The following is a 20,516-nucleotide window of genomic DNA, read 5'->3' as shown; positions in this document are numbered from 1 at the left end:
TTTTTGAAGCGGTTATCGAGAAGGTGTGTTTTTTGATGGATGCCAGTTCATGAACTTCTCTGTTCTTCCGACACTCTATGCCTTCGTGCATGGTTTGATCTCAAGAAGATAGAGAGGTTTTTTTATGTTGAACGAAGAAAAAGCAGTCGTTGTATTCAGCGGCGGTCAGGATAGCACCACGTGTCTGTTCTGGGCCAAACAACAGTTTGCCGAAGTCGAGGTTGTTACGTTTGATTACGGTCAGCGCCACAAGCTGGAGATTGAATGTGCTTCCGAGATCGCTCGCGATCTGGGCGTGCAGCAAACGGTTCTCGATATGAGCCTGTTAAACCAGCTTGCCCCCAACGCCCTCACGCGCACAGATGTTGAAATTACACATGAAGAAGGCGAACTGCCAAGTACATTTGTGGATGGACGGAATCTGCTGTTCCTCAGCTTTGCAGCGATTATGGCCAAACAAAAAGGAGCTCGTCACCTGGTTACAGGTGTATGTGAGACGGATTTCAGCGGATACCCGGATTGCCGGGATTCATTTGTAAAGTCGATGAATGTGACACTTAATCTCTCGATGGACTACCCATTTGTCATTCATACGCCACTCATGTGGCTGGACAAAGCCCAAACGTGGAAGATGGCAGATGATCTCGGTGCCTTCGAATATGTTCGTGAGCGTACCCTGACCTGTTATAACGGCGTAATTGGCGATGGATGCGGAGAATGCCCTGCTTGCAAATTGCGCAAAGCCGGACTGGATCGTTATGTACAGCAACGTGCTGCTGCTGAATCGGCGGGAGTGGATGTACGATGAGAGAGCCGGGAACATTCCGTATTGTGGAGCATCTGCAACGAATAGGTGAAGATATTCTACCCACCCAGCTGCGATATCACCGTAAACGTGTGCTTGTAAGCAAAGAATTCACCTTTGACGCGGCACATCATCTGCATTGTTATGAAGGCAAGTGCAAGAACTTGCACGGTCATACGTATAAAGTGATATTTGGCATCAGCGGTTATCCGGGTGAAACCGGGCTGACAGTTGATTTTGGACATATCAAGGATATATGGAAAACTCAGATTGAGGGTTATCTGGATCATCAGTACCTCAACGAGACACTTCCTTTAATGAATACAACGGCTGAAAATATGGTCGTTTGGCTGTTCGAACAGATGGAACATGCGCTTCAGACAGAGCCATATGTTGGGCTAACCGACGGCGGACGGACAGAGTTTGTAAGGCTCTTCGAGACACCAACCAGTTACGCGGAAGCGAGACGGGAGTGGATGATTGATGAGTAGTGTTGTAGAACATGGGCCGTCGCGTGAACGTAACCAAGAGGCTCGCATCCCTGTGATGGAGATTTTTGGTCCGACGGTTCAAGGCGAAGGCATGGTCATCGGGCAAAAAACGATGTTTGTTCGCACCGCGGGTTGCGATTATCGCTGCTCCTGGTGCGACTCGGCCTTTACTTGGGACGGCAGTGGTAAGGACCAGATCCAGATGATTACGCCGGAGGGCGTATGGGAAGAATTGCGCCGCGTTGGCGGCACGCGTTTCTCCCATGTCACCATCTCCGGCGGTAATCCCGCCCTGCTCGCTTCGCTGGGCGGATTGGTTGCCCTGCTGCGGGAGAACGGCATCCGCACCGCGGTGGAGACGCAGGGCTCCCGCTGGCAGCCTTGGCTGGCGGACATTGACGAAGTCACGGTCTCGCCCAAGCCACCCAGCTCCGGCATGGACACCGATTGGTCCGTGCTGGATGATCTGATCGAACGGCTGGCTGCTGGCCCGGCAGAGCGAAGTCATAGTCTGAAGATCGTGATCTTCGATGAGACAGACCTCGACTATGCCCGCCGTGTGCATGCACGGTATCCGGGCACGGATCTATTTTTACAAACCGGGAACCCGGATGTGACTTCCGCCGATACGCCAGATCTGGCGTCCTCACTGCTTGCTCGTTATGAATGGCTGATTGACCAAGTCAGTGCATCCGATGACCTGAATGATGTTCGTGTGCTTCCACAGCTTCATACGTTGGTATGGGGCAACAAACGCGGCGTCTAATGGGCAGTATGGGTGGAATGGGCGGCATGGATGAGAACGAAATGCCCTCAAACAATGAAGAGAATTATACAGGCACGATTGAAGACGGCCTATTCATATATACCGCGAAGCTTCGGGCTTTGACGGAAACAAGGAGCGCTTAATAACCGATGAGACAACCTGATGAGATGCAAGATGTGACGTTGCTGGGCAACCAGAACGTAAAATATACGTTTGAGTACGATCCGGGCATTCTGGAGAGCTTTGATAACAAGCATCCGTACCGTGATTATTTTGTTAAATTCAACTGCCCGGAGTTCACCAGCCTGTGCCCGATTACGGGTCAACCGGACTTTGCAACGATCTATATTAGCTACATTCCTGATATCAAAATGGTCGAAAGCAAATCTCTCAAGTTGTACCTGTTCAGCTTCCGCAACCACGGTGATTTCCACGAGGATTGTGTGAACATCATCATGAACGACCTGATCAAGCTGATGGACCCGCGCTACATTGAAGTATGGGGCAAATTCACACCGCGTGGTGGTATTTCCATTGACCCTTATACAAACTATGGTAAGCCGGGAACGAAGTACGAGCAGGTGGCCGACCACCGCATGATGAATCATGATATGTATCCAGAGACGATTGATAATCGTTAAAGTAGTCAGGTTCATGCAATCTTTATAAAATAGAATCATTGAATGCCAAAAGCCGGACTCTTCCATCTGAAGAAGTTCGGCTTTTTCTTTGTTTGGTATACACACGTAGAACTTCATCGTCTCAATACAATGGGACCGCAGCGCAATCAAGTAGACTGATCTTCCTTCAGTTCTTTGACTTTTTTAACGTAATGTCTCAACATCAGAACACCAATCGATTGAAAAATGATAAATATGACGATAGCAGCAGATAGAGATTTCGGTGCAACATAGAGAGCCTGAAGCGAGATTACAGCCATATATACAATGGTGATCACCAGTTCACGTCGAGCTGATTCATAAGGCGATAAGGATTTCAATGCCATCCCTCCCCTTTCCTTTTCATCCTAAAATATGGAATTTATTATTATAAAGTCTAAAGTAATGCATTTCTTTTGTACATGTACGTTTTCTCTTGTTCCCCTTGTCGACCCAATCAATCTATCCTATTATGTAACAATATGCTTACAAGCATAGAATACAACATCAGGCGCTGATCCCTCGTGACCGCGACCAAAGGAGAATTGTACATGTCTACACAAACCTCATTATCCAAGGACGCCGCAGCGCGTTCGAAAGCCCCACCCGGATTGGATGCACAAAGCACCGTTTACCGGATACTTATTGCGATCAGTCTGGTTCATCTGTTCAATGATTCGATCCAGTCGGTCATTCCAGCTATTTTCCCGATTCTGAAAGACTCGATGCATCTCACGTATACTCAGATCGGATGGATTTCTTTTGCGATCAACTTTACCGCATCTATTATGCAGCCTGTCGTAGGCTGGTTTGCTGATAAAAAACCGACACCGTCCATTCTACCCATCGGTATGGGTTTTACATTTACAGGCATGTTGCTGTTGGCCTTTGCTGACAGTTATATGGCTGTCCTGATATCCGTTATCTTTGTCGGTCTGGGTTCTGCCGCTTTCCACCCGGAAGGTTCGCGGGTATCCCATATGGCTGCCGGTCAGCGCCGTGGACTGGCACAGTCCATCTTCCAAGTGGGCGGTAACGCGGGGCAGTCTCTTGCCCCATTGCTTACACGCTGGATCTTTATCCCGTTTGGACTGTTCGGTGCTATTGGATTTACAGGCATTGCCGCCATGGGAATCGCCGTTCAGATCTACATCGCCCGTTGGTATGGACGCATGCTGCAATCGGGTGGATATCTGCGTAGACAAGCTGCTGCCCGGCGTGCACCCAATCCAGCATTGCGCAAAAAGATCACTGCCGCCATTACGCTATTAATTTTGCTCGTCTTTGTTCGTTCCTGGTATATCGCTTCCATTGGCAGCTTCTACGCGTTTAATCTGAAAGATACCTTTGGATTGTCCACAGAGGACGCGCAGATCTATATCTTCCTGTTCCTGGCTGCGGGAGCACTCGGCACGTTCTTCGGAGGACCTCTTGCAGATCGGTTCGGCAAACGTAATCTGATCTTCCTGTCCATGGCCGGAGCTGCTCCACTTGCTCTGTTGTTACCTTATGCGAATCTGTTCTGGACAGGTGTACTGCTAACCATTATTGGTTTTATCATGTTATCCAGCTTCTCGGTTACGGTGGTATATGCACAAATGCTGATTCCAGGCAAAATCGGAACGGTTTCCGGTCTGATCACAGGTCTGGCATTTGGTATGGGGGGGCTGGGCGCACTCGTGCTAGGGAACTGGATTGACGTTTTCGGTGTATCACCCGTGATGCAAATGTGCAGCTTCCTGCCCCTGCTAGGGATCTTCACATTCCTGCTTCCATCCGATAAATTGCTGAATATCTGGGCCAAAGAAAACGGTAGCGAAGAGTAAGAGATTACACCAACAGGTGTGTACTTTTCATTCTTTATTGGATCCAATCCTTGCGTGGCAGCATCGCCCTTATAAGACGTTAGCTGTGCTAAAGAACCTGATAGCCCTTATTTGAACGAATATCACATATTTCGTAATCTAATGAATCTGAGTAACGCTATTCCCGAGAAAACGGCTGAGAACCTTGGGATGTGCGTGTGAAATGAGTAAATAACGTGTCTGAGATTCTTTAGAAATCAGGATGAGTTAAACATCGCCAAATAACGTCTGCTGAGTTCGTTAGACTTCACTTTAATCACTACATTTGAAGTCTAAATTAACAATTTAAACCATAACAACAAAAGGGGTTCCGCCAACTCTGTATTTACAGTTCGGCAGGAACCCTTTTTGTTATATTTAGATTTTCTCGTAATGATCCTCAACCATATCACTCATGTCTCACATCACAACGCTGTTAACCCGGGCTGTATGCAGTTCCTTCACATCTTCAAACTCAAGAAATACCATCACCGTATTTTTTATCGGATGATATGCTGCGTCATTTTCCATTTATGTGCCCTAGCACGCCTTTGGAAAACTTCCTTCATGGAACGAAAATGTGGAAAATCAGCTTCTTTGGAGTTGTCAGACACGCTATATAGCTTCAATTAAAGAATATTTACACGGACACTCCGATGACAGAACAACCTTCCGATCGCTGTTATTCCCAGATTTTTTGATACCTCTTCTAAAGGGGGAAATCCGGGAATACAGGCGCAAGCTTCGCTTCTTCAGGTTCTTTCTGTCCTCTCCGTTATTGTGTAAATGTTAAATCGAACCTATATAGTATTCTTCTGTAATATTACGTTTAGTACGTTTTCTCTAATTTTACTTCAAACGCTGAAGGATCAGACGTTTTTTGTACAGCATTTTGCCTGCCTCCCCTACATCCCGGATCGTATTTTTGTTGCTCACTGATCCAAACACCATGCCGGCAATTGGAATGAGCTGGAACAGCTTCTTCCAGCCAAAGGATTCACTATAGGAATTAAAAACTTCTCGCCAGCCCTGCATCTGCGATACCACTTCAATCGGCTTGTCCGGGTCGTCGTATGCGGCGAGTTCTTCAATGATCGCTTTCTTGCCTACGATATCAGCGGATGAGAATTGCAGACATTTCACAATAAAGATGCGCTCCAGCGGTTCATCTGGATCATAGCCGTAACATAGCGCCATCTCCTGAAGCACCTTCAGGGAAAGTCCCATCACCATCGGAATATCTGCTGCAATAGTTACAATGCCACCAAAACCTGTAGCTGCACCCTGTGCCGCAGCAAATTTGGTTCGACTCTCGGTAATGTTATCAGCCACCTGGTCCAACACTTGAAGCGGCAACTTTTCCACACTATGAATCTTCGTTGTGCCCTCGGTTTCATCTTCCTGCTCCAAACGATAGGTCGTATCTATCATGGAATAACCGGACTTCTCGGCTTCCTCTTGCAGCAGCTTAGCTACTTTTTTCTTCTGTACGAGGAACTTTCCCCCATGCTGGACATACTGCCCAACGTCGTTCAGGGAATCTCCAATTTTCTGTTTTAACGCTTTAGGCATCACTTTATCCAACATCGCAAAGGGCAAACGCCCAATTTTATCCCATATAAACAAGTCCTTCTGTTGTTTTTCCCATTTCAAAATCTGTTCAAGTTCCTGGTCCAAGGTTTCGCGTGAATCCATATATAATCCTCCTAATAGGTTGTGCATCGTAATCTGTATCTTTCTCATACGCAGAAATCATCGTTGTGGTTGCTTTGTTTTATATCCAACACATTGACACCCATACCGCTCCTTCCTATCGTTTCCATACAAAAGAGCCCTTAAATCAGCATCACTCGCTAACCAAGGGCTCTCGTATTAAAAAGACATACTACATCTTATTTCGTTTCTGCTACTGCTTTTCCATCCGGTACCGGAACACCAAAATCAGGTGTGCCATCTTCACGCCAGCGAATCACTTGAGCACGGGCGTGACGGTTTGGATCATACAATGGATCGCCCTCGATATCTTTGTAATTACGCGCATGATAGATCAAGATATCCGTCTTGCCATCTGGTGATACAGTAAAGCTGTTATGACCTGGACCGTACTGTCCGTTCGCTTCACAGGTCTGGAACACCGGCTTGGGTGACTTCACCCAACTCGCCGGATCAAGCAGGTTGGCATCTTCATCCGCGGTGAGCAAACCCATACAATAATTGTAGTCGGTCGCGCTCGCCGAGTATCCAATAAATAACCGTCCATTGCGATGCATTACCGCAGGGCCTTCATTCACTTTAAAGCCGATGATTTCCCAATCATACTCCGGCGTAGAGATCATGACCTGTTCGCCGCGTAGCGTCCATGGGTTTTCCATCTCGGCAATGTAGAGGTTCGAGTTACCCACGATATCGGGATCTTTCTGTGCCCAGACCAGATAGCGGATTCCCTTATGTTCAAAGGTCGTTGCATCCAGCGCAAATGATTCCCAGCGTGTATAGATCTGTCCCTTTTCTACCCACTCCCCTTCGAGTGGATTCGTAGAATCGTTCTCCAGCACATACATCCTGTGATCAAACAGACCTTCGTTGGTCTCACTGGTATGAGCCGCAGCGTAATGTATGTACCATTTGCCATCGATAAAATGAATCTCCGGTGCCCAAATGTTGGCACTCATCGGCCCCGTGTCACGCTTGGTCCAAGCCGTTACCGGCTCAGCATCTCTTAACTCTTCCAACGTCTCTGCTCTCCGGATCTCGATCCGGTCAAAGGCTGGTACGGAAGCGGAAAAATAATAGTAGCCGTCTGTATGACGGTACACCCACGGATCAGCACGCTGCTCCAGAATGGGATTAGTAAAGGTAATGGAATCTGTCATGGGAATGCTCCCCTTTCAAATGTGTGTGTGATGGCTCGGAGTTGAGGATGTAACGCATACGTGAAAAGAACAGGCAAGACATGGTGCACAGCGGACGTTCAGGGGTGGTAGGGCCTTGGTGCTCTCTTGTCCTCCGATTTCTTTTTCCACCGCTCCTAGCGGTTGAAATCGGATGCCAAACTCCCTCCTGCGGCTCCTTCCTCCCCCTCACTGCTTGTGCACCTTTGGTTCAGCAGCTCGCTCTTACCGCGCTCGCTGGGTTACAACCTCACTTCGAGCCTTATATTGGCTCGGTCTAACGGGGTTGACCGCTTCGCTGGGTCAACGCTCCCGTCTTAATGCAGGGCTGGCCGCAAAGCTAGTACAGATGATTCTTGATTGTCCAAAAGCACCAATATCTTGTGCGTTAACGCGCCTTAACAGGAAAGCTTTGGCATACACTGCGGACGTTCGGGGGTGGGAGGGCCTTGGTGCTCTCTTGTCCTCCGATTTCTTTTCCCACCGCTCCTGGCGGTTGAAATCGGATGCCAAACTCGCTCCTGTGGCTCCTTCCTCCCCTCACTGCTTGTGCATCCTCGGCGTAGAGCTCGCTCTTTTCGCGCTCGCGGGTTACGCGCTGCTTCCCACCTTACTCCTCCGCTGCGCTAATTTGCTTGCCCCAGACCGCTACACCGCGGTCATTAAGTCCTGTTACCACCAGCGCAGGCTGGCTTCGCTCCCAGTCCCAGGACGGGAGTAGCTTCAGCTCTTCTATGGAAGCTCCGCCCCATGGACTTTCTTTCCACGTCAGTGTCAATGTTTGTTGGCCATCAAATGTCCAGGTTCCAGAACCATTTTCGCTTTTAATTTTACCGTTACTTGTTAGGGTATAAGGCACTGCCTGAATCTGCCCGTCCACGGACGGATCAAGCGCCATGCCTTCCCACGCCCCGGCAATCATGGATTTCGGAATATCCTGCGCAGTCTCACCGGCGTACCGTTCAGGTGAAACCACAGGCCAGCCGTCCTTCGTCCATACCATTTTGCGTACGTGCAGATAGGGCCAGTTTTTATCCGTCTCGCCCCGTGCATGATGCGCGATATAATAATCGTCTCCGTCCTTGAGAACAGAGTTATGTCCGGGCGCTATCCAGCCCTCACCTTCTGTGAAGCGATACCCCCCCAGAATTTTGGTGCCGATCTCATATTGAGGCAGATGTTCCGTATCCAGCATGTTCATGCCATTCATGTCCGTGTACGGTCCTGTGATTGAATCGGCACGCGCAACCCGTACGTTATAATCTTCGAATAAGGAATCATAAGAGACGAACAGATAATACTTTTTGAACTCCGGGTTATACACGATGTATGGACCTTCGACTGCACCTTCTTCGGTTGCACGATCCCGTGCAGCAATGCGGGTACCATAACCCTCGTCCTTGAATTTTCCGGTATCCGGATCGAGTGGGGCAATATAGATGCCATCAAAAAACGAACCATATACCATCCACGAATTGCCCTCGGCATCCACAATGGAATTGGCATCAATGGCATTCAGTTTATCCTGTTCATTCGCAAGGGTTTTCACAACCAGCCCTTCATCTGTCCATGGGCCTTCCGGGGACTTAGCTGTCTGCAAACCAATGGCCGACTGGGTACTACCGAAACTGGATGCCGAATAGTACATCCGATAGGTGTCACCAGCCTGAATCACATCCGGCGCCCACAGGTTCACTGCACCTGTCCAATCCAGCGCTTCTTGGGGAATGCCTGGCAGAGCCTGGCCTACCCATGTCCAGTGGATCAGATCATCCGATTTGCGTACCATGACGCCGGGTTTCGGTTCTCCCGCTACACGAACGTCTGTGGAATAGACGTAGTAACCCTGGTCTGTTTTGATAATGGCCGGATCATGTGCATTGTTTACTGTCCAACGGGACTCGTCATCCAATATGGAGGTATCATACAGTTGGGTATCTTGAGGAGCTTCAGGAAAGACCGGACGGGACACCGTTTCTCCAGCCCCTTCTCCAGCACATCCCGTAGCCCCAGTAATCAACAACAGCAACATGGAAGCAACAACCCCTCTCTTCGAAAATGTCCACCCTCGGAAGTTCTTCCGCTGATTCATCCCTTCACTCCCGAGATGGCAACCGATTCAATAATCTGTTTCTGGAAGATCAGGAAGATGATCAACACTGGTAACAGAGCTACGATGGACGCCGCCATAATAAGTGGGTAATCGGTTTGAATCGCATACGTGGCATTGAAATTCGCTATAACGAGCTGTAACGTCTGCTTCTCCGGTGAGTTCAGATAGATAATTGGTGCCAGATAATCATTCCAGATGCCCATGAACCAGAGAATCAACTGTGCAGCGATCGCCGGTTTGATCAGTGGAAACGTAATGCTGGAGTACAGCCGGAAATAGGAGCTTCCATCGATTTTGGCCGCCTCAATAATCGCATCAGGCACACTAAGCAGATATTGGCGCAGGAAGAAAATCATGATGACGTTACCGAAAAGGCCTGGAACGATCAGTGGAAGCAGCGTATCCACCCAGCCCAGCTTCGCAAACATGATGAATTGCGGGATCATGACGGTCGGATAAGGAATCATCATGGATGCCAGCAATGCGAGGAACAGTTTATTTTTGTGCGGGAATCTTAATTTGGCAAAAGCAAATGCAGCGATACTGGACGTAAACGTACCCACCACCGTTACACTCACCGCAACGATGAGGCTGTTTTTGATCCCGCTGAGCAGCGGCCCTGCTTCCCAGATTTCTTTATACTTTTCAAACTGGAATACTTCAGGTATCCATACAGGCGGAAGCGCGAACACATCCTGCTTCTCCTTCAATGACGTGGACAACATCCAGATCAGTGGTGCAATCATCGCAATTGCACCAATCGCGAGTACGATAAAAATGATCGAGTTCGTTAACTTCCTCTTTTGACTGTAAGACATCTCCGGTTCACTCCTTTCCTAGACAATCAATCCCCATCATAGGCTGATTTTTCGTTCATTTTGAATTGCACAAGGGTAATGACAAAAATGAAAATACCCAGAATCATGGCCATCGCTGAGGCATAACCCATCTGCAAGTTACTGAAGGCCTTCTGCCAGATGTAGAAAACGATTGATGCCGAAGAATATTCAGGACCACCCGTAGGTGTCATAATGTTCATCTCGGTGAAGATCTGGGAACCGCCAATGATATTCGTAACGATCAGGAAAAAGGTAACCGGCTTCACCATCGGCCAGGTGATATTGCGGAAGATTTGGAATCCATTCGCTCCATCCAGCTCTGCCGCCTCGTAATATGTACGTGATACACTTTGCAGTGCTGCCAGGTACAATAACATCGTGTATCCCAAGCCTTTCCACACTGTCATAATAATCAGAGCGGGTTTGACGGTATCTTTGTTCGCAAGCCAGTTAGGACCTTTAATCCCAAACAGGTCAAGGAACTGGTTCACCAGACCGTAATCTCCGTTGTACGCCCAGTTCCACATGATGGACACGGCAGCGAGTGAGGAAATAACCGGAATGTAGTAGATCACTCGGAATGTCGTTGTGCCCGGGATTTTACGATTCAGCCCCATTGCCAGCAATAGCGCCAACAACAGACCAATCGGGATACCAAGCATCAGGAAAAATGTGTTAAACATCGCTTTGTAAAAGAGGTCATCCGTGAGCAAATCCTTGAAGTTGGCCAGACCAATAAAATTCATCTGTCCCAGTCCGTCCCAATCCGTAAAGGAACCATATAGGGAGTAGAGGAACGGGAACATGACAAAGATCAGCAATCCAAGAATCGGAGGTAAGATAAACAGATATCCGTACAGCATCTCTTTGCGATACAAACTCGATTTCGTAATCACGGCGTTCACCCCTGTTTCTAGTATCAGCATGTGGCATTCTTCGATTGAACCTTGCCGATCAACGAATGCCACATGCCCGTATGGAACTCCACAAATTCCAACACGAATGATGCCAGCAGCATGATTGCACTCTGCCGGCATCGCTCTACCTATCTACTATTTCTGTGATTTCTTTTCTTGTTCAACTGCTTTGTCGAGCAGCTTCTGCATTTTCGGCTGTTGCTGCTTCACATAGTCTGCGGCTGTAATCTTGCCATCCAATACCGGCTGGATGTCCGTGAAGAACAGGTCATACCACTCCGCATTGTATGTGTAATTGCCTGGCAGAGCCCGACCGTAATCCTCAACGATATCAATGAATTCCTGTTTATTGGCTGGTTTCGTGGATGTATCTTTGGCCCACTCGTCTGCCATATCAAGCAAGTTTGGAATCTGTACCTTGGCATCCACCAGTTGCTGCATGCCTTCCTTCGAAGCCGTAAGGTAGTTCACCAGTGCAGCAGCTTCTTCCGGATGTTTCGTTTTCGCGGATACCCCGATTCCGAGAGATCCAATCCACGTTGCCGATTTGCCAGTAGATCCCGCAGGGAATGGCAGCAAATCATAATCGAAAGGCAGTTTCTCAAATGTACTCATATCCCATGGTCCAACAGGGAAGAAAGCCATCTCACCTTTCATCCAGCGTTGGTACGTATCCAATGTTTGCGCTTCCTCAATGGAAGGTGTGATTTTGTATTTGTTTTGCATATCCGCGAAGAATTGCAGCGCTTCCGCGAATTTCGGATCATCAATCGTTACTTTTGTTTTAGTCTCATCCAACCAATCGCCGCCATTGCTCCATACAAAGGATTGCAGTGCCCACTGTACGTTGAAGCCGGTACCGTACACATCGGGTTTTCCGTCCCCATTAGTATCCTTGGTCGCTTGCTGGTTTACTTTAATGAACTCTTCCCATGTATATGGTTTATCCTTGTTAGGGAAGGGAATGCCTTCTTTTTCAAACAAAGTTTTGTTGTATCCCAGTGCAAATGGCCCCAGATCCTTCGGCATACCGTAGATGTCGCCTTGTCCTGACATTTGGCCATCATAACGGTACAAGTCCACACCGTATTTCCAGATATTATCGAGATCAACATCCGGGTTATTTTCAACATACGGTGTAAGATTCATCAGTACATTACTGTTCACATACGCTTTCACATCGCCCGGATTGATGTAGAATACATCAGGCAAGCTGTTGCCTGTAATTGCTGCTCTCAGCTTGGTTGCATATTGATCCGCAGCCGTTACAATGATTTTGACTTTCACACCCGGATGATCTTCTTCGAATTTCTTGACCACCGCCTGGTATGCTTTCTGCTCGTCCGTACCACCGCGGAACATAAACGTTAACTCCTTGTCCCCATTTGAACCGCTACTTCCTCCTCCGCAGCCCGCAAGTACCAGTGCACTTACCAGCATTAGAAGCATAAATGTGACCCAATTCTTTTTCTTTACCATCTGAACCCCTCCTGATCTGGACTTGTAACCGTATTCAATTGGATGAAATAAGATTTCTGTTGTTAAATTTATCAAATCCAGATCACTTTAGTCAACACTTTTATAAAACATTTTATATTTATATAAAATAAATCAATACATAGGCCAGCCACTCGCATCCCAAAGCAAGTCATTAATCAGCAATTTCGGATTGCCATTATCCTCTGCATCATAGGCATGTCTTGCGATGACATTACCGTTGTACATGTCCTGACCACCTGGACCTTTCCATTTCACATTGCCTGTATCCAATATCGTACCGCCACCATTCAACATATTGACTCCGTTTTTGTCCACATAAGGGCCTGTTATGCTGGTCGAACGTCCATAGACCATTTTGTAGGTACTGTTCACTCCTTGGCAGCAAGAATCGATGGAGGCAAACAGGTAATAATAGCCGCCACGGTATACAACACTTGGTCCTTCAATAGCACCTCCGTTATTCGGGCGCGCAGCAATGGATGTTATGCTGCCTGTCGGTTTCATCGTATTTTTGTCCAGCTTGACAATCTTCAAACCGCTCCAGAAAGAACCGAATGCCAGCCATGGATTGCCTGAAGCATCAATGACCAGATTCGGATCAATCGCATTATAATTATTGGCGGTCGTTGTCTGAAGCACCATCCCTTCGTCCTTCCATTGCCCTGCACCGATACTGTTCGCGGACGCGAGACCAATCGCAGACCGATTAGAACCAAAGGTGGAGATTGAATAATAGAGCCACACTTTTCCGTTATACTGCTCTACGTCCGGTGCCCATACATCCAATCCACTCTGCCCCGGAACCGCAGAAGCCCACCAGGATGGCTTACTCAGGAAGATTTGCGGAACCCGATACCAGGACGATCCATTATCCGATTTCAATACCTGAATGCCCGGCCCCGTTGAGAAGGTGTACCAGGAACTGCCCTCTTTGATAATCGATGGATCATGAACAGCGATATCTCCGGTCAGATTCCAAAATGCTGCAAAAGCCCGTGATTGACCTGCAAGCAGCAACACTAAGACAAGCAATGCGGGTAATGCCCAACGTTTCCTTTTGAACTTTTGCACCGTCTTCAACTTATCCAAACCTAACTCCACCTTTCAAATGGTTAATTTGGTTCATGATGTATTGAATCAATTTAGGTATAATAGGATTATAAAAGCGGTTACATTACATTTCAATGGTATATTTCAAATATACATGAACTGATTAACACTTATTTTAACCGTAATAGTGAACAAAAAGTGGATTACATTTTCATATTTGCGCTATACAGAAGGGTTTTGGCTTCTATTTCTCTGCCCTTCCCTTCCATGAGGGAATGATTTATAATTATCTGAAATAAAACATATAAATGTGCAAATGTCTGCATTGAAAAGAGACTTTGTTCAGAACGGGGAAAGGAATCCACCTATGATTTATATTAAAGATCTGATGTCGGGTGTGAATATCTTCAAAGCGCTCAGTTCAGAAATCCGGATTCAGATCATCGAGCTACTGGCCAAGAACCAAAGTCTTAATCTCAATGATCTCGCAACCAAACTGGGGCTGAGCAATGGCGCTATCACAATGCATATCAAAAAGCTTGAGGAGAGCGGATTGATCGAGATCAATACCGCCGTGGGCAAACATGGCATTCAGAAGATATGTTATCTCAATGAGGAAAAATTGATGGTTGATCTGCGTTCACAGGAAATAAATAATCGATACGAGGTTGAAATTCAGGTAGGCCACTACAGCGATTATCAAGCTGCACCTACATGCGGCCTTGCTACCCGGGACAGCATTGTTGGAGAGTTCGATGATCCGCGTTACTTTGCTGATCCACTGCGGATTGATGCGGAGATGATCTGGCTGGCTGAAGGTTACTTGGAGTATCGTATCCCCAACTACCTCAAGCCCAATCAGTTGTTTAGCGAAATTCAGCTATCCATGGAGCTGGGGTCGGAGGCACCTGGTTTTTGCGACAATTACCCTTCGGATATCTATTTCTACATCAATGGTATTGAGATTGGCTGCTGGACGAGTCCAGGCGATTTCGGCAATACACGCGGTACCTTTAACCCGGAATGGTGGCCTCCCCACTTGAATCAGTACGGCATGCTGAAGCTGATCCGGATTACGCAAGAGGGCAGCTATATCGACGGATGCCGCATCTCGGACGTAACGCTGGACCAGATTGGGTTGGATTACAAGAGCGATATTCACTTCCGCATTGCGGTTACGGACGGACCTTTGAACAAACGGGGCTTAACGATCTTTGGTAAAAACTTTGGTAACTACGGACAGAATCTGCTCGCTCGGGTTCTCTATAACGTGCAGGAAGAGTAGAACCCACTCTACTCTAAACGTTGGAATAATAGCTCAACCAAACTTCTAAAATAACTGTTCCATACAACAACAACAATCTGTCTTCGAAAAGGGTGCTATCCAGCACTCTTTTTTTCATCTCGGCTAAGAACTTATTCAACCGAACTGGAATAAACCCACTGGATGATATGACTTTTACGAACCCTTTGTATTCATCCATTGTGTTCATCATGTCGTGATATAATATAGGCCTGTAATGACAAAATGGAATAACGGGCGGGGATATTTCTTGAAATTGGAGCGATTAATCTCAATCATATACAAACTGCTGAACCACGAAGTGTTGTCTGCTTCCACCTTGGCAGAAGAGTTTCAGGTGTCCCCGAGAACGATCTATCGGGATATTGATGTAATCTGTGCAGCCGGCTTCCCCGTCATTTCCCATCAGGGACTCAAGGGCGGCTACGGCATGATGGACGGATATAAAATGGATAAAAGCTTGCTTGGTTCATATGATGTCGATTCTCTGATTACGGTTCTTAGCAGTCTCTCCACGGTCTTTGAGGATGCACGTGTACAGGGCACAATTGAACGTCTGCAAACGATTGGACCGGAGCATCAGACCTCAAGTCTATCTGTGGATCTGGAGACTCGCCGAACGGAGCCTGATGCCCTTCCTCATCTGCGTACAGGGATTACGAAGCATCAGGTTGTGCGTTTTGACTACATCAATACGAAAAATGAACATACCCCTCGCCATCTGGAGCCGGTAAGACTCCAGTTCAAATACCGTAATTGGTATGTATATGGATTTTGCCAGACACGGCAGGATTATCGCGAGTTCCGACTGTCCCGGATGATGAATGTGGCCCTGACATGGGAACACTTTCAACCACATCTTGAACTTCCTCAGGCGGAGGTTGTGTCCGATCCATCCTGGCAAGATCAAGTAAGTGATGTGGTATTTCGAGTGAACCCGGAAGCGCTAGCAGAAGCCATGGATCATTTTCAACAGGCAGATAAGCAATTTCACGAGGATGGCAGTATGACGATGCGCATCTCGGTTCATCAACCGTTACAAGCCAAGTGGTTATGGTCGTTTCTGCTTAGTTTGGGAAGTGGCGCTGAGGTGCTTGAACCGATTGAATTACGAGGTATTCTGAAAGAACAGCTTCGAGACGCACTTAAACTCTATGAAGAAGTATGACACGCTGTTGTCATACTTCTTTTTTTATAATCATTTTAGTAAGTAACCACATTCTTCGCCAAATTAAAGGAGACGATCATTCATGAATCATCCGGAACAAATGTATAACTACAACGCATGGGCTAATCAAACCATCCTGAACAGAATTAAAGAACTCCCCTCTTCTGTACTAAGTCAGGAAGTGAACAGTTCATTTCCAACCATCGCCCATGCTCTCAGCCATATCTATGCAGTGGATAAGATGTGGTATCTGGTGTTAACGGGCACCGGTATGCCCGAGGCACTCCAGGCATGCATGCCTCTCAATGGTGAAATTCATGGTTCAATAGATGAGTACATGCAAATGTTTGCCGATCTGTCGGCACAATATAGCGAATGGCTCCAAGGCCAAACCAATCTGGAACAAACCGTGCTGCTCGATAATCCATTTGCCGGCGTCCGCGAAACCAGCTTATCCGAAATGGTATTCCATCTGGTCAATCACGGGACCTACCACCGAGGCAATATATCTACGATGCTGCGTCAATTGGGCCACGCCTCCATCATGAACGATTATTCTCTCTTCTGGTATCAAGAACCGGCTCAAGTCTAGACAATGATCTGATGGAAAATGTACATTGTATCCCCGTGACATCGAGGGAAGAATTGAGAAGTTGGTTGCAGGAGCATGGAAAAGTCCAGAAATCTTGCTGGGTCATGGTTAGCTTGAAACCCACTCCGGATACCCTGCTGTATTTGGATGTGGTTGAGGAGGCGTTGTGCTTTGGCTGGATCGATGGAGTCAAAAAGAAAATATCCGATACTCAATTAGCACAGAGATTATCTCCACGAAGCAAACGCAGCTCTTGGACTGAATTGAATAAGGAACGTGTCCGCCGTCTTGAAAAGTTAGGCCTCATGCATGACGAGGGTAGACAGGTACTACCTGTTATTGACCCAAATGCTTTCATTATGGATGGTGTGATCGAGCAAAGGTTGAAAGAGAATCCGCAGGTTTATTCGAATTTCGCGGCATTCCCTGCCCTGTATCAGAAGGTCAGGATTGACACGATTCAAAGTGTTAAACAGCAGCCCGCCTTATTCCAGAGCAGATTGGATAAATTCATAACCAACACGAAGGAAAATAAAATGTACGGTCAGTGGCATGATCACGGACGGCTTCTGGATTATTAAAAGGCCTTGAAAATACGAAAGCAGGACCTCCTCGTAGGATGGTCCTGCTTGTTTTTTTGGATTTAAACGTTGGCGAATCTCGGCCCAGACTCTCTGTTCACCTCTCCACGCTCACACATCATATTCATTCGGGTGTTAATGATTCTGCCTGTATGTTTTGGGAGACTTACCAAAGGTCTTCTTGAACTGGCGGGTGAAATAATTACTGTCGTTAAATCCACATTCATACGAAATTTCCGTAATGGACATATTCCCGTTTTTCAACAAATGGCATGCCTTCTCCAGACGCAACTTCTGCAGATAAGAGATCGGGGTCATCTGATAATAGGATCGGAAAATCCGATTCAGATGCCTTATAGAGATATTCGACTTCCCCGCAATATCCTCCAACGACAGCGGCTCAAGATAATGATCTTCAATAAATGAAATGGCATTGGCCAGATGCATGAGATTATTACCTTCGATCCCTTTCTCCTGCGTATCATATTGTCTCGACAAATAAACGACCATCTCCGTAAGACGTGAGATCAACATGGTCTGATACCCTTGCTGTTTACTCTGATACTCCTCAATCATGAACGATATCAGTGATTCCACATACTCCAGACTGGAAATGGATAACGAAAGTTTACTCGGAAATGAATGAATATTACGATAAAACGGTTCCAAAACAAATAGCGCCTGGAAGCCGTTTGATTTTCTCAGATCGGGCCCGGCCGAAGCAAGCATCTCGGGACTGAACATAATATTACAGATCCTAAAATCATAAGGGTCTTTATAAGCGTGATGGGTGTCGCCATTAATTACAAATACGTTCCCCTTTTTGATAAAAAATTCCTCGGTGTTCACCACATGGGTTGCATGACCACTCAGAACAATGACAAGTTCCGTAAAATCCACATGATTATGAAGCTCCATGTCTTGGTCGTGTCCACCATACTGAATGAAAAATGGAAACTGCTGATCCGAAGTAAACCATCTCAAATATGCATTACTCAAAAGCATTCCCCTCCGCAAGCCATGTTGGGTTGAATGTCTATATCATGCTATTCGAGGACCGAAAAATCAAGGTTGGAAATGATTGAAGACGATATAATTCCCCTTGTAGCAAGGATACAGCTCAAACGCTAAGGTCCATATTACACTTTCGACATGAATAGGAGCATAACATGATGAAATATACCAATCCGGTAATTCCGGGGTTTTATCCGGATCCAAGTATCTGCCGTGTAGATGAAGACTATTATCTGGTAACCAGCACCTTTGAATATTTCCCTGGCGTGCCCATCTTCCATAGCAAAGACCTTGTGAACTGGCGACAGATCGGCCATGTCCTCACAACAACGGAGCAGCTCCCTTTAGCAAACGCAGGCAGCTCTGGCGGCATTTTTGCCCCAACACTGCGGTACCATGATGGCTGGTTCTATATGACAACAACCAATGTCAGCGGCGGCGGAAATTTTTATGTACGTAGTACCCAACCCGAAGGACCATGGTCTGCTCCGATTTTTGTTGATCAGGGGGGCATTGATCCCTCTTTTCTCTTCGATGAAGATGGACGAGTGTATTTTCAAACTGCTTGCAACGGTGATGAAGGCGAGGGCATCTATCAGTGCGAAATAGACCTTAAGACCGGAACGAGACTGTCAGATAGCCAACTAATCTGGACCGGAACCGGAGGAGCAGCCCCCGAAGCTCCCCACATGTATAAAATAAACGGCCTCTACTATCTGATGATCGCTGAAGGCGGAACCGAGTATGGCCATATGGAGACCATTGCTCGAAGCACAGAGCCATACGGACCATATGATCCATGTCCTCATAATCCGATTCTTTCCAATCGGAGCATGAAATCCAGCATCCACGCAACCGGTCATGCAGACCTTGTCCAGATCCAGGATGGAAGCTGGTGGGCTGTATTTCTTGGCATTCGTCCAGCGGGTTACCCCATGCGGCACCATCTGGGACGCGAAACGTTCCTGGCACCCGTCACTTGGACGGATAACGGTTGGCCGATGATCGGTGTTGACGGACATATCGAGCAGGAGATGACGGGGTCTTTGCTAACTGAGCACCTTTGGTCGCCTGAGCCTATCCGGGATGATTTTGACGAAGCATCATTAGGCTTGAACTGGATCTTCTTGCGTAACCCAGCTTCGGGTAGTTGGACACTCACAGAAAATCCAGGGCGGCTCATCTTGCGTGGTCATTCGGTTTCACTTGATGAGGGTAGAAATCCAGCCTTTATTGGGCGTCGATTGAGCCATTTCTTATGTAATATGTCGACCGAGCTATATTATGAGCCGCGTGTGAACGGCGAGGAAGCCGGATTAACTGTATTTATGAATCATAAATACCATTATGATTTGGCTGTAACTCGGATTGACGGTCAGAAGAAAATCGTATTGCGGCGAACTGTCGGCTCTATGCGAACCGAACAGGTGCTTGATTGTGACAAAGGGCCAGTTGTATTACAAATCAAGTCTGACCGTAATCACTTTACGTTTCTCTATCAGCAGGGTTCATCCGATGCCATTGAAGTGGGTTTAGGAGAAACACATCTGTTATCTACCGAAGTGGCGAGTGGTTTCACAGGTGTGATGATAGCCATGTACGCCTATGCTCCATCAGAGGAGTGTACACCTGCAAGTTTCGATTGGTTTGACTATGAACCGCTGGATGAATAATCGTTTTAACTCCTATATTCAGTAATAGAAAATATAATATATGATCAGCTAAAGTTATCCCCTTAAAGTAGATACTCTTACCAAAGCCTTATGTGGTAGCATAAGGAAATGAGTAAACTTTGAGGGGATTTTGCTATCTGTATATTTTTTTCGAGGATTGCTCTGAAATATATAAAAGAACCATTGCTTTATTAGAGAAGTTCTCCTAGTATTTTTAGAAGGAACACCCCAGCAGCTCCCATTTTGGCAATACCTTCACTGCCCATATGAGAGCGCTATCGCTGCAGCACGAAAGAAAACGGGAGGTTGC

The 20,516-nt window shown here is 47.0% G+C and carries 19 protein-coding genes; 10 read left to right on the top strand and 9 right to left on the bottom strand.

Translation table 11 applies throughout. From position 1 onward, the window contains the following. The first annotated feature begins 127 nt into the window (after positions 1–127). The 4 genes from queC (at position 128) to queF (ending at position 2,703) form a co-directional block, all read left to right on the top strand. Positions 128–808 carry a 7-cyano-7-deazaguanine synthase QueC gene (gene queC, locus MKZ12_RS06080; RefSeq protein ID WP_339261333.1) on the top strand — a complete coding sequence of 227 codons (681 nt, stop codon included), beginning with the start codon at positions 128–130 and terminating at the stop codon, positions 806–808. Further along, a complete protein-coding gene (gene queD / locus MKZ12_RS06075) occupies positions 805–1,296 on the top strand; it encodes a 6-carboxytetrahydropterin synthase QueD (RefSeq protein ID WP_339259335.1) in 492 nt (163 codons plus the stop codon). The genes queC and queD overlap by 4 nt, the downstream gene beginning before the upstream one ends. After that, positions 1,289–2,062 carry a 7-carboxy-7-deazaguanine synthase QueE gene (gene queE, locus MKZ12_RS06070; protein WP_339259333.1) on the top strand — a complete coding sequence of 258 codons (774 nt, stop codon included), beginning with the start codon at positions 1,289–1,291 and terminating at the stop codon, positions 2,060–2,062. Before queD ends, queE begins: the two co-directional genes overlap by 8 nt. A 149-nt stretch (positions 2,063–2,211) precedes the next feature. Further along, complete coding sequence (queF, locus tag MKZ12_RS06065; RefSeq protein ID WP_339259331.1) at positions 2,212–2,703, top strand: preQ(1) synthase; 492 nt, start codon at positions 2,212–2,214, stop codon at positions 2,701–2,703. A gap of 146 nt (positions 2,704–2,849) precedes the next feature. On the opposite strand, the gene MKZ12_RS06060 is transcribed toward queF, so the two are convergent. After that, on the bottom strand, positions 2,850–3,062 hold the full coding sequence (locus tag MKZ12_RS06060) for a hypothetical protein (RefSeq protein WP_339259329.1): 213 nt from the start codon (positions 3,060–3,062) through the stop codon (positions 2,850–2,852). A gap of 210 nt (positions 3,063–3,272) precedes the next feature. On the opposite strand from MKZ12_RS06060, the gene MKZ12_RS06055 reads away from it, so the two are divergent. Beyond that, positions 3,273–4,547, top strand: a complete 1,275-nt coding sequence (locus MKZ12_RS06055) for an MFS transporter (RefSeq protein ID WP_339240187.1) — start codon at positions 3,273–3,275, stop codon at positions 4,545–4,547. Between the two features lie 867 nt (positions 4,548–5,414). Here MKZ12_RS06055 and MKZ12_RS06050 read toward each other — a convergent pair. From MKZ12_RS06050 to MKZ12_RS06020, 7 genes are all read right to left on the bottom strand, one after another. Further along, positions 5,415–6,260, bottom strand: a complete 846-nt coding sequence (locus tag MKZ12_RS06050) for an EcsC family protein (protein WP_339259327.1) — start codon at positions 6,258–6,260, stop codon at positions 5,415–5,417. Between the two features lie 197 nt (positions 6,261–6,457). Further along, entirely contained in the window at positions 6,458–7,438 is a 981-nt protein-coding gene (locus MKZ12_RS06045; protein ID WP_339259325.1) for a family 43 glycosylhydrolase, read from the bottom strand. A gap of 628 nt (positions 7,439–8,066) precedes the next feature. After that, positions 8,067–9,488 (bottom strand): arabinan endo-1,5-alpha-L-arabinosidase, encoded by a 1,422-nt coding sequence (locus tag MKZ12_RS06040; RefSeq protein ID WP_339261331.1) that lies wholly within the window; start codon positions 9,486–9,488, stop codon positions 8,067–8,069. A gap of 56 nt (positions 9,489–9,544) precedes the next feature. Next, positions 9,545–10,387 carry a carbohydrate ABC transporter permease gene (locus tag MKZ12_RS06035; RefSeq protein WP_339259323.1) on the bottom strand — a complete coding sequence of 281 codons (843 nt, stop codon included), beginning with the start codon at positions 10,385–10,387 and terminating at the stop codon, positions 9,545–9,547. A 26-nt stretch (positions 10,388–10,413) separates the two neighbouring features. Continuing rightward, on the bottom strand, positions 10,414–11,304 hold the full coding sequence (locus tag MKZ12_RS06030) for a sugar ABC transporter permease (RefSeq protein ID WP_036611613.1): 891 nt from the start codon (positions 11,302–11,304) through the stop codon (positions 10,414–10,416). A 156-nt stretch (positions 11,305–11,460) separates the two neighbouring features. Then, positions 11,461–12,804 (bottom strand): sugar ABC transporter substrate-binding protein, encoded by a 1,344-nt coding sequence (locus MKZ12_RS06025; RefSeq protein WP_339259321.1) that lies wholly within the window; start codon positions 12,802–12,804, stop codon positions 11,461–11,463. 132 nt (positions 12,805–12,936) lie between these two features. Beyond that, positions 12,937–13,857 carry a glycoside hydrolase family 43 protein gene (locus MKZ12_RS06020; RefSeq protein WP_339261330.1) on the bottom strand — a complete coding sequence of 307 codons (921 nt, stop codon included), beginning with the start codon at positions 13,855–13,857 and terminating at the stop codon, positions 12,937–12,939. Between the two features lie 385 nt (positions 13,858–14,242). On the opposite strand from MKZ12_RS06020, the gene MKZ12_RS06015 reads away from it, so the two are divergent. The 4 genes from MKZ12_RS06015 to MKZ12_RS06000 all read left to right on the top strand — a co-directional run bounded on the left by MKZ12_RS06015 (position 14,243) and on the right by MKZ12_RS06000 (position 17,519). Further along, positions 14,243–15,160: a winged helix-turn-helix transcriptional regulator gene (locus MKZ12_RS06015; RefSeq protein ID WP_339240179.1), complete on the top strand. Its 918-nt coding sequence runs from the start codon at positions 14,243–14,245 to the stop codon at positions 15,158–15,160. Between the two features lie 268 nt (positions 15,161–15,428). Beyond that, positions 15,429–16,346 carry a YafY family protein gene (locus tag MKZ12_RS06010; RefSeq protein ID WP_339259319.1) on the top strand — a complete coding sequence of 306 codons (918 nt, stop codon included), beginning with the start codon at positions 15,429–15,431 and terminating at the stop codon, positions 16,344–16,346. Between the two features lie 82 nt (positions 16,347–16,428). Continuing rightward, entirely contained in the window at positions 16,429–16,938 is a 510-nt protein-coding gene (locus MKZ12_RS06005; protein WP_339259317.1) for a DinB family protein, read from the top strand. Positions 16,939–16,949: 11 nt separating this feature from the next. Next, a complete protein-coding gene (locus MKZ12_RS06000) occupies positions 16,950–17,519 on the top strand; it encodes a YdeI/OmpD-associated family protein (protein ID WP_339259315.1) in 570 nt (189 codons plus the stop codon). Positions 17,520–17,654: 135 nt separating this feature from the next. Here the strand turns inward: MKZ12_RS06000 and MKZ12_RS05995 are convergent, their stop codons facing one another. Further along, positions 17,655–18,518: a helix-turn-helix domain-containing protein gene (locus MKZ12_RS05995; RefSeq protein WP_339259313.1), complete on the bottom strand. Its 864-nt coding sequence runs from the start codon at positions 18,516–18,518 to the stop codon at positions 17,655–17,657. Between the two features lie 173 nt (positions 18,519–18,691). Here MKZ12_RS05995 and MKZ12_RS05990 point away from each other — a divergent pair, with 173 nt between their 5' ends. After that, on the top strand, positions 18,692–20,206 hold the full coding sequence (locus MKZ12_RS05990) for a glycoside hydrolase family 43 protein (protein ID WP_339261328.1): 1,515 nt from the start codon (positions 18,692–18,694) through the stop codon (positions 20,204–20,206). Positions 20,207–20,516 lie beyond the last annotated feature (310 nt).

It is taken from the genome of Paenibacillus sp. FSL R5-0713, from assembly GCF_037973325.1.
Lineage (GTDB): Bacteria > Bacillota > Bacilli > Paenibacillales > Paenibacillaceae > Paenibacillus.
Note: the sequence above shows the minus strand (reverse complement) of the source record. Positions and strands in the feature narration are given on the sequence as shown.

Coding starts and splice junctions, on each gene's coding strand:
- MKZ12_RS06035 (WP_339259323.1), bottom strand. CDS start 10,387: ATGTCTTACAGTCAAAAGAGGAAGTTAACGAACTCGATCATTTTTATC.
- MKZ12_RS06045 (WP_339259325.1), bottom strand. CDS start 7,438: ATGACAGATTCCATTACCTTTACTAATCCCATTCTGGAGCAGCGTGCT.
- MKZ12_RS05990 (WP_339261328.1), top strand. CDS start 18,692: ATGAAATATACCAATCCGGTAATTCCGGGGTTTTATCCGGATCCAAGT.
- MKZ12_RS06055 (WP_339240187.1), top strand. CDS start 3,273: ATGTCTACACAAACCTCATTATCCAAGGACGCCGCAGCGCGTTCGAAA.
- MKZ12_RS06040 (WP_339261331.1), bottom strand. CDS start 9,488: ATGTTGCTGTTGTTGATTACTGGGGCTACGGGATGTGCTGGAGAAGGG.
- queF (WP_339259331.1), top strand. CDS start 2,212: ATGAGACAACCTGATGAGATGCAAGATGTGACGTTGCTGGGCAACCAG.
- MKZ12_RS06000 (WP_339259315.1), top strand. CDS start 16,950: ATGGAAAATGTACATTGTATCCCCGTGACATCGAGGGAAGAATTGAGA.
- MKZ12_RS06025 (WP_339259321.1), bottom strand. CDS start 12,804: ATGGTAAAGAAAAAGAATTGGGTCACATTTATGCTTCTAATGCTGGTA.
- queE (WP_339259333.1), top strand. CDS start 1,289: ATGAGTAGTGTTGTAGAACATGGGCCGTCGCGTGAACGTAACCAAGAG.
- MKZ12_RS06015 (WP_339240179.1), top strand. CDS start 14,243: ATGATTTATATTAAAGATCTGATGTCGGGTGTGAATATCTTCAAAGCG.
- MKZ12_RS06005 (WP_339259317.1), top strand. CDS start 16,429: ATGAATCATCCGGAACAAATGTATAACTACAACGCATGGGCTAATCAA.
- queD (WP_339259335.1), top strand. CDS start 805: ATGAGAGAGCCGGGAACATTCCGTATTGTGGAGCATCTGCAACGAATA.
- MKZ12_RS06050 (WP_339259327.1), bottom strand. CDS start 6,260: ATGGATTCACGCGAAACCTTGGACCAGGAACTTGAACAGATTTTGAAA.